Here is a 14905-nt window from a genome sequence, read left to right on the forward strand (position 1 = left end):
AGATTAAGAACTTTTCTTTTTTTATATTTAAATCAAAGTCCCGAAGGGACGATTTTCTATAGAATAGGATGCAATCCTATTAACTAAAAACAAAGCATTAAAAACAAACGACCGCAGGAAAATTCCTGCGGTCGTTTTCAATATATGTAATCGACTAAGATTATTTTACTGTGGTAGCTGTTGGTTTTGCCGTTGCTTCCCACCCGTCTTCAGGCATTAGAGTTGCTATTACTCTATTTTTAGTAAGATATTTTTTAGCAGCATCCTGTAGATCTTTTACAGTTAATGCTTTTACTTTACTCTCATAATTTAGGATTTCGTATTTATCGCTTCCATCCAACTGATTTTTAGAAATAGCACTCATCCAATAAGAATTGTCTTTGATGTCTGTTTTATAGTCATTCATCTCACCTTCTTTGTACTTATCAAGATCTTTTTGCTCAGGACCTTTATCAATTAACTTCTGAAGTTCTGCAATTGCACTTTTTGTCAATTTATCAGCATTTTCCGGTCCGCAAGGAAAACTTAAGCTGAAAGAATAACTTCCGTAAGGAACTTTTCCGATATAACCTCTTGCTCCACCACCATAGATTCCACTCTCGTCTTCTCTCAGTTTTTCAATCACTTTGATTGTAGCCACCTCACCTAAAGCTGAAAGAGCCAAAGCTTCTTTTTCGTTGTAAGCAGTTTCTCCAGAGAAAACGATTTGCACCATACTCTTCGGATCTTTACCTTTTTTGTATACTTTGGTATGATCACCCGTGATTCCTCTGTATCCTGTATCTTTGAAGTTCGTAGTTTTTCCTGTAGTAGGCAAACTTGCGATATACTGTAAAACTTCATTTTTAAATTTAGCTTCATCAATATTCCCTACAAAATAGAAGTGGAAGTTTCCTGCATTGGCAAATTTCTCTTTATAGATATCGTACGCTTTTTTGTAATCAGTCGCAGCCCAATCTTTCTCTAACGGAAGAATACCGATGAATCTTGGATTTTTCTGATTCGTAAACTTAGCGTGTTCACTAGCGAAATAAGTCTGAGGATTAGATAAAATATTATCCAACATTGCAGACTGCTTTACTTTGTAGGCATTAAATGCTTCAGGACTGTAATTTAAACTTGTAAAATAAGCATATAGCAACTCCATTGCAGTTCCTAAATCTTTTTGATTGGTTCTACCCGAAACACCTTCCAAAGTACCGCTGATGTAAGGATTTACGCTCACCTGTTTTCCAGCTAAATAATTGGTAAGATCAGCTTTTGAAGCACCTGCAACACCAGCTTCAGTAAGAGCCTGATAAGCAAACTGCGTTTTGTTGTAATCAGTGTCGTTGATTAATGAATTACCACCTAAGCTTCTCGCTGAGAACACAATTTCATCATCTTTGAAATCGGTCTTTTTGAAAGTTACTTTTGCACCGTTGCTTAACGTCCATGTTGTGGTTCCTAATTTAGCATCAGTTTCAGTTTTAGCAATTTTCCCTTCAGATTTAAAAGGTTTTACTAAATTTTTGATCGTAGCTTTTTCTTCGTAAGGTTTAAGATCAGCTAATTTTACATCATCAAACGTTTTTAGAACTAAAGCTTCTGTAGGCATTGTTACATTGTCTTTTTTAGGACCTGTAATCACGATTACCCTACTGTCGTCTTTCACCATTTTCTTGATTACCTCATTCGTCTGAGCTAAAGTAACTGTTGGCAAAAACTTCTTCGTATCTTCATATTCCCAGGCAATTCCCGGCATTGGTTCCTGCTCGAGGAAGTTTCTTACATATTCGTCTACCAACATATCGCTTTCAGTTTTGTCGCGATTGTTGTAAGATCTTTCCATATTAGACATAATCTGAGATTTTGCTCTGTCTAATTCTCCCTGTGTGAAACCGAATCTTTTTGCTCTTTCCGTTTCTTCCAACAGAACTTTCAATGCGCTAATCTGATTTCCTTCTTTTACCATTGCAAATCCCTGGAAAGCTTCCTTAGTTCTTGCATACGTTCCACCATGATAAACAGAACCAAATGTAAACGGAGGATTGTTTGAATTGACCAATTCTCTCAATCTGTTGTTTAGCATTGTTGTAGAAATGTTCTCAATCAAACTTTGGTTGTACTGCTCTACCGTAACATCCGGCTGATAAGAATCTGCATCTTTCATGATGAACTGAACCATAGAATTGGTTGCATCCGGATCAGTTTCAATTGCTACCAAAGTTTCCTTGTGGTTTGGAAGATCAAAAGTTTTTCTTTCTCTTGGTTTAGAAGGGTTTTTATATTTGCTGAAATTATCTTTAATTTTCTTTTCAACCTCATCTACATTAATATCTCCTACTACAACCAATGCCATCAAATCTGGTCTGTACCAGTCTTTGTGAAATTGTCTGATAACATCCGGCTTAAAGTTCTCAAGAACCTCTTTTGTACCGATTGGTAATCTGTTTGCGTACTGAGATTTGTGTAATAATTTAGGTAAATACTTATCAGACATTCTTTTGTCTGCACCTAAACCTAATCTTAATTCTTCTAAAACAACTCCTCTCTCTTTATTGATTTGAGCATCAGTTAATGTTGCGTTGAATGCCCAATCTTCCATTACTTTAAGACCAGAATCCAGGTTACCCGGCTTGTCTAAAGGAACAGGAAGCATGTAAACCGTTTCGTCAAAACTTGTGTAAGCATTAAGGTGCTGTCCGAATTTTACTCCGATTGACTGTAGATAATCGACTAATTTGTTATCCGGGAAATTTTTTGTTCCGTTGAAGTTCATGTGCTCCATAAAGTGAGCAAGACCTCTCTGATTTTCGTCTTCAAGGATTGAACCAGCGTTGATAGCCAGCCTGAAGTCTACTTTTTTCTCAGGTAATGTATTTTTTTTGATATAGTATTTCATTCCGTTTGGAAGAGTACCCGTTCTTACAGAAGGATCCATTGGGATGTTCTGCGCGAAAGCCATAGACGACATTAATACAAGAGCCGCTACTGACGATAAAATTTTTTTCATACAATTTGATTTTAAATCTTTTCTCGGAGATAAAATTAAATATTTATCCCAACTCCAAGAAATTTAATCACTAATAATTTAGTTAAACTTGCGTTAAAGTTTTAAAAACAAAAAAACCGGTCAAAAACCGGCTTTTATTGTCTATTTAATAAGGATTATTTAAAATCTGCATCAGTAATACCAGAGTTGATGGTAACTTTTGTTGTTTTAATAACCAACTTTTGTCCGCCTCCTTCAGCTTCCATAACTTCCGGAAACTTAATGCCGTCAACAGTTATGTAACTTTTAATAACGGCTCCGCTTAGAGCGTTTCCTGTTTTGTAAAGCAAACCTGTAGAACTGTCAAAATACATCTTCACATTTTCGGAAACCAATACATTGCAGGTTTTACCGTCTAAAGTTTCTACTGCAGCAGTAAATTTAGAAGCATCTAATCCTAATGCGTCTATCGTTTTTGCTTTTTTTAGTTCTGAAATTCTATCAGGAGTAAAATCTACTCTAGGTCCTGTTTGATTAGAATATCCTTTTTCTCCATCAAAAATACTTACAATCTCTCTTCCTACAATCATCTGCACAGATTTGAATTTATTCCCCATCTTTTTAGTTACAGATGTGATATCAATCCCCTGAGTGGAAATTAGATCTTCGCTGATAATTGACTTTACAGATTCTAGTTTTGCTTTTCCGCCAAGAGCATCAAGATATTTATCTATAATTTGTTGCGAAGTAAGTTGTGATTTTACGGCAGAAATTTCTACAGTAGTTGTATGAACATTTGCATTGACCGATGTTGTAAATAATACCGCTGAGAAAAATGGAATGATGATCTTTTTCATATTAAAATTATTTATCTAAACCTTTTGAAACCTATAAAATAATCCGAAGACATATTCGGTTTCGTTATTAAATTAAGGCAGTAAAGGTAAGCATATTGAATGATTTGTTATGCAAACAAAAAAACCTTCGTTAATTCGAAGGTTATTATAGTTGTTTTAATAAAATCAGTTTAAACTTTTCTTATTAAAAAGTGTTTATCATTCCTTAATAAATTTCGTAGAAGTAGAATTTCCTTCTTTATCAATCATCTGCAGGATATAAGCTCCTTTTTGTAATAAAGACGTATTTAATTGAGGAATTTTTGTGTTGTTTTTTTGTGACAATACTTTCTGACCTGCAAAATTAAATACATTAAACTCTGTAATCTCTTTCGTTGATTTTACATAAAGATTGTCTTTTACAGGATTCGGATAGATAGAAAAGCCATCTTCAATTGTTACAGATTTTACGCCGAGTGCATCAAGAGAGTTAATCTTTATGTAAGTAAAGTTACCATTTGTTACCGACCCTGATGCTTGCCAACATGCAGAAAAAAGAGTACCATATCCAGCTGAAGTATTGGTGCTTGTAACGGCATGTGTAGAAAGAGAGGTTGAGTTGCTTCCTGTATGACGTATTTCCATAATTAGATTTCCACCATTGTAAAGATATGGACTGTCAAACAAAATATTATAGCTAAACGCATTAGGATCGCCTCCTGAAGTTAAAGAGCCGGCTGGAATAACCAGAGCACCTGTTCTTACCATTGTTTGAGCTCCGGTAATATTTGCTGCAAAATCTAATTGTCGATTGGCGGGATCTACTCCGTTACTTAAATAGATCTGATAACTGCTGAATGTAGCATCTGCTGCAGGCCAAGGTGCAGATGCAGAAGCTAAAAGCCTGAATGAAATAGAATTGAGATATTTACCAACCAAAGGAGTAAGCTGAGTATCATCAATCAACATCTGATAAGTTCTTGCAGAATTTGCTAAAGGACTCAAAAAGCTTCCGGAAACATTACTATCCGGAATTATTTTAGATGTTTGCGCTTTTAAATTTACAAATCCTGCAATCATTACCATGAATAAAAATGCCAATGAAATTTTCAATTTCACGTCGTATAAAACTGAATCTGAAGTTTGAGGTTTTTCAAAGAATAGAGTTGTTTTCATATTGTAGAATTTTTAATATTCAGGAAGTTACAATATTTTTTCTACAATAAAAACATAAAAACACATCACATAAATCAAAAAAAAGCAAAAACCTCCGAAGAATCGGAGGTTTTCAAATATTTATTTTAAAATAAATTATTTTTTAAGTTCTTCTAAAAACTCGTCGTGAGAGATTTCAGTTTCCTTTTTAGTTGCTTTTTCAAGAATAACGTCTTTCAACTTAGCCATTGCTACTTCAGAAGAAATTTGTCTTACCTGCTCTTGGTCTTTCAACATTTCAGCAGCATATTTTTGAACTTCTTCGTCACCTAAATGGTGGATTCCGTAGATTGCCAATTGATTTCTTACCAACTGCTCAGCCTGAGCCAAAACATCAGCATAATCTAACTGAATATCGTTTTCACTCATCAATTTACCTTCGATGATCTGATATTTCAATTGATTTTTCTCAGCTTCAAGAATTTCTTTAGCCTGCTCTTCAGACTGGATATTCTGGTTTGAGAATACTAACCATTTTACTAAAAACTCTTCAGGAAGTTTCACTTCTTCTTTTTCAGAAACCTGCTCCAACACTTTGTTTACAAAGTGTACGTCTGCATTTTGCTGGAAGTACTCGTCTAATTCAGTTTTCACTTTATCTTTAAGTTCTTCTTCAGTTTTAATAGTATCTGCACCGTAAACTTTATCAAATAATTCCTGATTAAGTTCTGCCAAGTTTAAGCTATAGAAATCTTTTACTTTAACCTCAACTTCAGCGTGGTGTAAATGCTCAACTTCTTCTTTAGCGAAACCTAATTCTTTAGCTAAATCTTCGTCAGAAGCAAGAGTTTCTTTAGAAACTTTCACAGACTCATCCATTTTCAAACCTTTAAGTAATTTGAAAGCTGCTTTGTTCTCAGCAGTAATGGTAGCGATTTTTGGAGCGTGATTGTGCTCACCTTCTGCATCTTCTTCTACAACCTGAGTAATTTCGAAATTGATGTAAGAATCTTTAGTGATTTTGTCTTGCGGAACCTGCTCAGCAAAACGCTTTTGCATATTTTCTATGCTCTTGTTGATTTCTTTATCTGAAGCAGAAACTTTATAGTGTGCAGCTTCATATTTAGAAAGATCGATAGAGAATTCCGGCTCGAAGCCTACTTCGAAAGCTACTTCCAATTTCTCTGCATTATGATTGAAATCATTTACAGGCTGTGGAACCGGCTGACCAACTAATCTTAGTTTGTTTTCGTTGATATAGTTATTTAAAGCATCAGAAACTTGTTTGTTGATTTCTTCGAATGCAATCCCTGCTTCATATTGCTTTCTAACCATACTCAAAGGCACTTTTCCTTTTCTGAAACCAGGAACCTGTGCGTTTTTAGCATAATTAATCAATTGCTTTTCTACTTTTTCTTTGTAGTCAGATTTCTCCAATGTTACTGTAAGCAATGCACTTACATCATCATGGTTTTTTGCGGTAACCTTCATTATTGATTAAAATTTTAGGTTGCAAAAATATGAATTTTTTATTAAAACAAGACATTCCTTTTGTTATAATACGTTAAAATAAAAAAGGCATTACCGAAATAATGCTTTTTTGTAATATTAAAAATTTGTTTGACTAAATATTAATGTGCGTCAACCGTAATATCTACATCAGTTTCGCCTCCTGTAGTCTGGCCTAATTGATTCGTTGCAGAAGGATAATTTTGATTAACAGTTGTAGGTCCATGAATCAATTTAATATTCATTTTTCCTGTTGATTGTGTAGAATTAATTTTCCATTCTGTTCTTAAACCTAACTTTTGTCCATCTGTTCTTACGATATCATTTGTAGCTCTCATCACAACAATATCTGCATTTGCAGGACCGAAAGTAATGAAATGATGGTCTTTTTCTTCTTCAATTTCGTCTGAAGAATGATAATGATCGTCATGCTTAATTTGGAAATCCAATTCCGCCAAATAAGTATCACCTTGGTGTAAATGTAAGTGCGCATCAGCTACACCAGAAATTACGTTTACAGTCTGAACATCTGCAGCATCATTTTTATTCGTTAATTTTAAAACCACTTTCCCGATTTCGTCATGCTCATGAACATCTTCAGGAACCGCATCGTCGTCATTCCTACAAGAGAAGATAAAAAGTGCAGCAAAAAGAACTAATGTAATATTGATAAATTTTTTCATTTTAATTTTAAATTTTAAGTTGTAAATAATTAGAAATTGTATTTAAGAGTCACCACGAAATTCCTTCCGGGTTCATTCATATAATATCTGAGTCTGTTCAGATATTCGCGATACTCTACATTAAATACATTATTGATTCTGAAATTCAAATTCAGATTTTTAATTAAGTCTGCTCCTATTGAAGCATTAAATAAATTAAACGCAGCGGGTGTAGAGCTGAAATCAACGGTTTCATTCCTTTCCACGCCGTCTTTAATAAAAGTAACCGGTAAATTTCTTATCGGAAAACGGTTTTGCTTAAATGTATTTTCGTTTTCTAAAGTGACATAGAAATTCTTTGGTTTATTAAGATTCAGCTCTACTGAATTTCTCAATTTTGCGGGCATCATTAAAATCAATGGTTCATTATTCGAAAGATCGTCACCTTTCAAGATACTGAATCCTGATTTCCATTTTACATTATCCAGAATTGATAATTCTGCATCGGCATCCAACCCATAAATTCTCGCTTTAATTTGCTGATACGTCCAAACCGGAAAAACGCCTCTATTTGTATTCAAAACACTCGTCGGAATCTGGTTTACGAAATTATCCGAAATCATCAAATACGGACTCGCTTCGATATGAAGACCTTTCAAAATATCAAACTGTCCTGCTAAAGAAAGATTAACGTTATAAACCGTTTCTTTATTAATGCTTAAATTGCCCTCTTCCATCACAGCTGCAGAATGATGCAATCCGTCTGAGAATAATTCTGCAGCATTCGGGCTTCTATCTGCTCGAGAAAGATTTAATTTAAACTCAAAATTCTGAGTTGGCTTATAATCTAATCCAACATTTGCTGAAAAATTATGATAATCTAAAATTGGTCTCGTCAAATTTCTGCTTCCCGATTCGCTCACAAAAAACTGCGGAAACAAGTCTGCATAATTATCATTCCACTTATCAGAATCATAATATTTGTAGGCATCATATCTGCTGAAATCATATCTCGCTGCAGCTTCTGCATTAAATTTTGAATTAAAACGATATTTAAAAACAGAAAAAGCTCCTGTATCATATCGATAATAATCTGGAATCAAACGTCTTGCTTTTGTTGCCGGATCAGGAAAGTTATCTTGAAAGGCTCCTGAAATTCCGCTTTCCAAACTCCAATTTGAGCGTTCAATTAAGTGAACCAAACTTGCAGAATGTGTAATTAACCTCAAATCCATTGATGGCAAATCATTTAATTCACCTCTTCTGATGTCGAATTCTTTTCTTCGGTTTAATTGAAAACTGTATTGAAAAGTCAGTTTTCCAAAATCAGCAAATCTTCTGTAAGCCGAAAGTTTTGCAATATGATGCGCCACTTCCTGCTTCGGATTGTCGATGTCGTGTGTAAACTGATCTAAATAATAGGACTGACCGAAATTCACCGCATTGTAAAAATCTTCAGGACTCGACAAGTGTGCACCTTTATAAATCCCAAATTCCTGATTGATTCCGCTGTATGAAACATCAAAACCTTGTAGAAAGCTATGTTTTCCGACAGAGAAATTGAAAGAATTAAATTCCTGACCTGTATTCTGCAACGTATGATGCGGAACATACTGATCTCCCGTTTTTCTATAACTTCCGCCGGTTTTTACAAACCATTGGTTTTCCCAAGTTTTAGCAACATTTGCAGCAATTTCACCTCCTCTTCCATTAGAAATTCCTGACAGTTTCAGGCTTCCCATGATGGTATCTTTTTTTGGTAAAATAGCCGGTTCCAAAACGACAACTCCGCCCACTCCTTCATTTCCGTACTTCAAAGCAGATGCACCTTTGATGACGTCGATGTGTTCAAAATCATTCACATCAACATTGGGAGCGTGCTCAACTCCCCATTCCTGCTCTGCCATTTTCACTCCATTATTTAGAATAGAAATTCGACTTCCGTACAAACCACGAATCACAGGTTTTGAAATATTATTTCCTGTTTTCAAGGCTGTAACTCCCGAAATTTTTGATAATAAATTCCCTAAATTTTCCGTAGAATTTCTCTCAATTTCAATTTTATTAAGCGTACTCATAATCACAGAACCTTTTGTTTTATGGCTTCCGTGAATTGTAACAGCTTCAATATCGCCGATGTGATGTTCTAAAGTAATGGCTAAATGCAAATCTCTGTCGACTCCCACATTTTCAGTATAATCATCGCACAGAGGGTGTTTTGCAATGAGCTGATATTTTCCTGCAGGAATATTATTAAATGAAAACTTACCTTTTTTATCAGTTTTAGAAGTAAAATCACCAATTTTCACCACCGAATTTTCAAGCATGGTTTTATCGTGAAAATCCTGAACAGTTCCTTCAACCGTGTAAGTTTTCTGTGCGTTTGCAATTGCAAATCCGCAAAGGATCAGCAATAAACTATATATCAATTTCATTGTAAATAGATAGATTTCGTAAGTTTCAGATCACTCATTATAATAAATGAATAACATGAAAATACATTTCGTTAAAATTTTGAATTGGATTTTTTTGGAACTATAAACCTTTACGCTAAATTGTAACCATTAAGATTTTATTTGAGCAGTTTAGAATAATTAAGTTGAGCTTCGCTTTTAAGAGATAATTTAAAAAATCTATGTAATTTTCTTAATAAAACTTAATTCCTAAATTAACCTTAATGGTTGAAAAACAGGATTAATTTAATTAAAATACGTCACGTATCTAAAATTATTCAAACTTTGAAAAATTTAAAGCAAAAAAATCCGAAAAAGAATCTATTGATTATGAAATTGCGGGAGGTCCCCGAAGTTGAAAAGAAAATTTAGTTTGTGACCAGATTTTTTCCTGTACAGCAAAAACCTGCTCTACCTCATGAGTATGTTTGATCAAAGTGAAACTAAATTCATCCGGAACTAAAGTATTTCCTGTCGCTAAGAAATGACAAGCCAAACAGTCGCCTGCTTTTTCTTTCGCATCAGATTTTGAAATATTATTCTCAGATTTTTTAAGATTAAAACCTACAAAAACATCTGCAGAATCATGACTGTGAAAGCTTGAAGAAAACAACGCAAAAAAGTAAATCCCAAACATCAGTTTTGAGATAAAGCTTTTTAGTTGTCGGCTTTCCTTGAAAATCATGGGACAAAATTATAAAAAATTATTGAAAGAGGTTTCAATAAACATTAATTTTTGAAAAGTAAATATTAAATAATTATGATTTTGAATATTATACTTTTGTCTTGAAACAAAAGTATCCAAAAGTTCAAGACTGGAATCATCCGCTAAAAATTGAAATAAAATCCTAAAATCCCCAAAACTCGCTCGCATTCAAAATTTGTTTTTCATTTGACTCAATATGGCTCGCTCAAACAATGGGAATTTTTTAACGGCTTTTATTTAAATTTTCTTTACGCTCCTGCTTCCTAGGTCAAACTCTATCAGAAAAAAGATGAACCAAAGCCCATCTTTCAATATTTTAAATTTAGATATTAATCTAACTGCGTTCCCAAATGTTCCCATTCCTGTAATGCAAGATCAAGCTCTTCTTTGGTTTTATTGTATTTTTCTAAAGTTTCTTCAGAAGGGTTTTCTTTAGTAAATGTAGCTTCAAAATTTTCGATGACAGTTTCCAGTTCAGAAATTTTTTCTTCTACTTTTTTTAGTTTATTCTGAATGCTTTTCTGCTCCTTACTAACGATTACATTCGACTGAACTTCAACTTTTGGCTCAGACTTGACTTTAACCTCAACTTTAGCTTCATCACCATGTAGTTTTGCTTTTTCAGCAGAAATTTCACGAATGCTTTCTTTTTGTCTGAAATCAAGATACTCGTTGATGTCGCCTAAAAATTCTTTCATTTTACCGTCACGGAATTCATAGATTTTATCACTCAATCCCTGTAAAAATTCTCTGTCGTGAGAAATCACAATTAATGTACCTTCAAACCTCTGCAAAGCCAATTTTATAATCTCTTTAGACTGGATATCCAAGTGATTGGTAGGCTCATCCATAATCAAAACATTGAAAGGACGCAAAAGCAATTTACAAAGCGCCAAACGGTTTCTTTCACCTCCAGAAAGCACTTTTGTCTTCTTATTTACTGCTTCACCCTGAAACAAGAAAGATCCTAATAAATCACGAACTCTCGGTCTTGTTTCTTCAGTTGCAGCGTCTTCTGCCTCTTCCTGAACAGTTTTATTTGGAGTTAAAACTTCCTCTTGATTTTGAGCAAAATAACCAATGTTTACATTATGACCCAAATTCCAGTTTCCTGAAAATTCTTTAATATCTCCGGCAAGAATTTTGGCTAAAGTCGTTTTTCCTTGTCCGTTTTGTCCTAAAAGTGAAATTCTATCGCCTCTTTGAACGATGAAATCTACATCACTGAAAATCTGCTTTTGTCCGTAAGCTTTACCTAATTTTTCAGCTTCAAAAATAACTTTTCCGGGAACTACAGACTGTACAAAACGGATATTGAATTTCGAAACATCATCATTATCAACCTCAATACGCTCAATTTTATCTAATTTTTTAATCAAAGACTGGGCAAAAGAAGCTTTCGTTGCGCTCGCACGGAATTTATTAATGTTATCTTCCATTTGCTTGATTTCCGCATCCTGATTCTTTTTAGCTTGAATCAGTTTTTCACGGCGATCTTCGCGCATGATTAAATATTTAGAATAATTAGCTTTATAATCGTCTACTTTTCTGTTGTTTACGTCAAAAGTCCGGTTACAAACAGCAGTCATAAATTGTTTATCGTGACTTACCAAAAGAATTCCTCCGGGATAATCTTTCAAAAAGTTTTCCAGCCAGATGATCGATTCCATATCCAAGTGATTGGTAGGCTCATCGAGAAGCATCAAATCATTTTTCTGAAGAAGCAATTTTGCCAATTCAATTCTCATTCTCCAACCTCCGGAAAATTCATCGGTGATTTTTTGGAAATCATCTGCTTTAAATCCTAAACCAAATAGAACTTTTTCGATATCACCTTCCAAATTATAAGCATCGTGGTGCATCAAAAGATCATTCAAATCTGTCATTCTGTTGATCAAATCTGTGTAAGAATCACTTTCGTAATCGGTTCTTACCGTCAATTGATGATTTATTTCTTCCAATTCATCTTTCCATGCATTAATTTGCTCAAAAGCCTGCATGGTTTCGTTCCAAACGGTTCTTCCTTTCACAAAATCAAGATCTTGTCTTAGGAATCCGATGGTAATATTTCCTTCAGGAACAACGTTTCCTTCGTAGAAAGTAATTTCTCCGGAAAGCATTTTCAGAAGCGTAGATTTCCCTGCTCCGTTTTTACCAACCAAACCAATTTTATCATCTTTTTTAATGGTAAAATTTACGTTTTGAAATAAATAATTACCCGAATGATGTAATCCTAAACCCTGAACCGAAAGCATTTGAAATGAATATTAAAAGTGAATAATGAATGTGAATCTTTTTCGGGTGCAAAAATACGGAAAAGAAATGAATGACAGGAAAATAAAAAAAGAGCCGTCTAAATGACAGCTCCCCGCTAAATTTTAAAAAGAACGTTTGCCTAGAATATAATTTCTGAAATTAAGCAGGAATTTTCAATCATCAGTAATTTCATGTAGTTGCTCTAAATGAACATGACAAAGTAACGACCGAAAATTGGGAATAATATGAGTAGAAATACGTAAATAAAAAACTCCGTATTTCTACGGAATCAATTTCTTTTAAGCGGGGGCATAAATATTATTAACGATGGCGTAAATTACGATTCCCACCGTATTTTTTGCTCCAATTTTTTCAATGGCCCGTTGACGATGACTTTCTACCGTGCGTGGACTGATAAAAAGTTTTTCGGCAATTTCATTATTGGTTAATTCCTGACAGATTAATTTGACAACATCTCTTTCTCTTTCCGAAAGATCGTCTTCCATATCAAAGAGTGACTTTTTTTTTGAAGAATTATTCATGTATGAAAGAAGCATTTCGTGATCTTCATTGGTGAAGAAGATTCCGTTCTCATGAACTTTTGTAATGGCTTCTATAAAAAGTTTTTTGTTGGAATTTTTCGGAAGAAACGCAGAAACTCCTAATTTCACCATGTAGCCCAAAACCGATGTTTTGTAATGCGAAGAAAGAATAATAATTTTTAAGTTTGGATATTTATCTTTTAAAATTTCGACCAATTCAAAACCATTCATCGGTTGCATTTGTACATCAACTAATGCAATATCGGGAAATTTGTCGCTGTCAATTGTTTCAAGATTTTCGAGAAAAACATTTCCATCATTTGCCATCGTCGTTACCGAAAAGTTTTTTTCTTTAGACAAAAGCATTTTTACACCCTCAAGAATCAACTGCTCATCATCTACCAAGGCAATTTTTATTTGCTCACTCATTGTTTTTTCTGAATTTTAAAAATTAATCGACTTCCTTTATTGAGGATACTTTTCCATTTAAATTCTGCATCCATCGATTTCATTCTGGATTCTATGTTTTTGATTCCCATTCCTTTTTTAACTTTTTCGTAATCAAAACCTTGTCCGTTATCAAAGATAACAATTCCGGTAAAACTTTGAAAATCTTTAATCATGATATCGATCTTGTCTGCTGTAGAATGCTTAATCACATTCGTTGTAAACTCCTGAATAATACGATAAATCTGAACTTCTACAAATAAATCTCTTTGAGTATATTTTGAAGAAACGTGCAAAGAAATATTGATTCTTGCCGATAAATTGGTAATTAATTCTTCAATATATAAAATCAAACCAAGTTTCTCTAAATTCACAGGATATAAGGAATGAGAAATACTTCTTGTACTATCAATCAGTTCAGAGATTTGGTTGGAAATAACTTCTGAAGTAGATTCATCTTCAATATCCAAATTATTTAACCATAAAGAAAGGATGTTTAATCTATTACCAATGTCATCATGTACTGAAACGGCAATTCTTTTTCGCTCTTCTTCCTGAACTTTGGTATTTTCTAAAACCAACTGCTTCTGATGCTGAATTTCAGCTCTGCTTTGTACATCTTTTTCTCTGACAATACGATCAATAAATGTTTTGTAAAGCACCAAAATAAAGAATACAATAATCGCCAATGTGACGATTATTAAAACTAGCAGGTTGATATTTAGGGTTACTTCTTTAATTTTAAAAAGGTATAAATAAATGAACTGTATAGAATACTTGACAAAACTGTATTAACTCCTAAAACCATATAGAAATTATCTTCCGAAAGATTTTGAAGCTGCTGAAAAATAATGAAAACAAATACCGAAACAGAATAATAAAAGAAAATACAAGCATCAATCAAAGTAAATCTATTTACATTCTTATTGTTTTTAACCTGTTGAACCAGTGTAAATCCGGCAAGGCAAATAATGATAATATTTGATCCCACTTTTACTTCATCAAAATTAAATGTAATTGTTGGAATATTACTGGTAATTAAAAATAACAATGCAACAACAGAAGTTATCCCAAATAAATATTTTGACAAATCAAGCTTTTTAATAAACAAACTTGTAAGAAGTAAAAATTCTCCAGCTATGTAATACGGATAAATGAATGAAGTATCTTGTAATTCGATTACATAAGCAAAAAAAAGACTAATTAATTCGACAAGAAAAAGAAAAACAATATAATACGCATATTGTTTTTCTTTTTTATTTAGAATGGTATATTTCCAAAATATCAGAAAAACTATTATTAAAAGTAATCCGTAATTGAGAAACAAAAATGTTTTATAAAAATTTACCATTTATTAATCTAAAT

General features: G+C 33.5%; 11 protein-coding genes. All 11 read right to left on the reverse strand.

Features of this window, described 5'->3' with window-relative positions; translation table 11 throughout:
* Positions 1-160 precede the first annotated feature (160 nt).
* The 11 genes from OF897_RS09040 to OF897_RS09090 all read right to left on the reverse strand — a co-directional run bounded on the left by OF897_RS09040 (position 161) and on the right by OF897_RS09090 (position 14630).
* Entirely contained in the window at positions 161-2995 is a 2835-nt protein-coding gene (locus OF897_RS09040) for a M16 family metallopeptidase (RefSeq protein WP_267265371.1), read from the reverse strand.
* A gap of 155 nt (positions 2996-3150) precedes the next feature.
* Positions 3151-3831, reverse strand: coding sequence for a hypothetical protein (locus tag OF897_RS09045; RefSeq protein ID WP_267265372.1), 681 nt, complete (start codon positions 3829-3831; stop codon positions 3151-3153).
* 198 nt (positions 3832-4029) lie between these two features.
* A complete protein-coding gene (locus OF897_RS09050; RefSeq protein ID WP_267265373.1) occupies positions 4030-4986 on the reverse strand; it encodes a T9SS type A sorting domain-containing protein in 957 nt (318 codons plus the stop codon).
* 135 nt (positions 4987-5121) lie between these two features.
* Positions 5122-6456: a trigger factor gene (locus tag OF897_RS09055; RefSeq protein WP_267265374.1), complete on the reverse strand. Its 1335-nt coding sequence runs from the start codon at positions 6454-6456 to the stop codon at positions 5122-5124.
* Positions 6457-6596: 140 nt separating this feature from the next.
* Positions 6597-7157 carry a hypothetical protein gene (locus tag OF897_RS09060; RefSeq protein ID WP_267265375.1) on the reverse strand — a complete coding sequence of 187 codons (561 nt, stop codon included), beginning with the start codon at positions 7155-7157 and terminating at the stop codon, positions 6597-6599.
* 29 nt (positions 7158-7186) lie between these two features.
* Positions 7187-9571 carry a TonB-dependent receptor gene (locus OF897_RS09065; RefSeq protein WP_267265376.1) on the reverse strand — a complete coding sequence of 795 codons (2385 nt, stop codon included), beginning with the start codon at positions 9569-9571 and terminating at the stop codon, positions 7187-7189.
* A 346-nt stretch (positions 9572-9917) separates the two neighbouring features.
* Complete coding sequence (locus OF897_RS09070; protein ID WP_267265377.1) at positions 9918-10274, reverse strand: hypothetical protein; 357 nt, start codon at positions 10272-10274, stop codon at positions 9918-9920.
* A 350-nt stretch (positions 10275-10624) separates the two neighbouring features.
* Positions 10625-12550: an ABC-F family ATP-binding cassette domain-containing protein gene (locus OF897_RS09075; RefSeq protein WP_267265378.1), complete on the reverse strand. Its 1926-nt coding sequence runs from the start codon at positions 12548-12550 to the stop codon at positions 10625-10627.
* Between the two features lie 300 nt (positions 12551-12850).
* Positions 12851-13522: a response regulator transcription factor gene (locus OF897_RS09080; RefSeq protein ID WP_267265379.1), complete on the reverse strand. Its 672-nt coding sequence runs from the start codon at positions 13520-13522 to the stop codon at positions 12851-12853.
* Positions 13519-14229, reverse strand: a complete 711-nt coding sequence (locus tag OF897_RS09085) for a sensor histidine kinase (RefSeq protein WP_267265380.1) — start codon at positions 14227-14229, stop codon at positions 13519-13521. Before OF897_RS09085 ends, OF897_RS09080 begins: the two co-directional genes overlap by 4 nt.
* 38 nt (positions 14230-14267) lie before the next feature.
* On the reverse strand, positions 14268-14630 hold the full coding sequence (locus OF897_RS09090) for a hypothetical protein (protein WP_267265381.1): 363 nt from the start codon (positions 14628-14630) through the stop codon (positions 14268-14270).
* Between the last annotated feature and the right edge of the window lie 275 nt (positions 14631-14905).

Origin of the sequence: Chryseobacterium formosum (assembly GCF_026460885.1) — a bacterium.
Lineage (GTDB): Bacteria > Bacteroidota > Bacteroidia > Flavobacteriales > Weeksellaceae > Chryseobacterium > Chryseobacterium formosus.

Bases quoted from the DNA above. Each gene is read 5' to 3' on its own strand.
- OF897_RS09060 (WP_267265375.1), bottom strand. From the start codon at position 7,157: ATGAAAAAATTTATCAATATTACATTAGTTCTTTTTGCTGCACTTTTT.
- OF897_RS09070 (WP_267265377.1), bottom strand. From the start codon at position 10,274: ATGATTTTCAAGGAAAGCCGACAACTAAAAAGCTTTATCTCAAAACTG.
- OF897_RS09065 (WP_267265376.1), bottom strand. From the start codon at position 9,571: ATGAAATTGATATATAGTTTATTGCTGATCCTTTGCGGATTTGCAATT.
- OF897_RS09045 (WP_267265372.1), bottom strand. From the start codon at position 3,831: ATGAAAAAGATCATCATTCCATTTTTCTCAGCGGTATTATTTACAACA.
- OF897_RS09055 (WP_267265374.1), bottom strand. From the start codon at position 6,456: ATGAAGGTTACCGCAAAAAACCATGATGATGTAAGTGCATTGCTTACA.
- OF897_RS09050 (WP_267265373.1), bottom strand. From the start codon at position 4,986: ATGAAAACAACTCTATTCTTTGAAAAACCTCAAACTTCAGATTCAGTT.
- OF897_RS09075 (WP_267265378.1), bottom strand. From the start codon at position 12,550: ATGCTTTCGGTTCAGGGTTTAGGATTACATCATTCGGGTAATTATTTA.
- OF897_RS09080 (WP_267265379.1), bottom strand. From the start codon at position 13,522: ATGAGTGAGCAAATAAAAATTGCCTTGGTAGATGATGAGCAGTTGATT.
- OF897_RS09040 (WP_267265371.1), bottom strand. From the start codon at position 2,995: ATGAAAAAAATTTTATCGTCAGTAGCGGCTCTTGTATTAATGTCGTCT.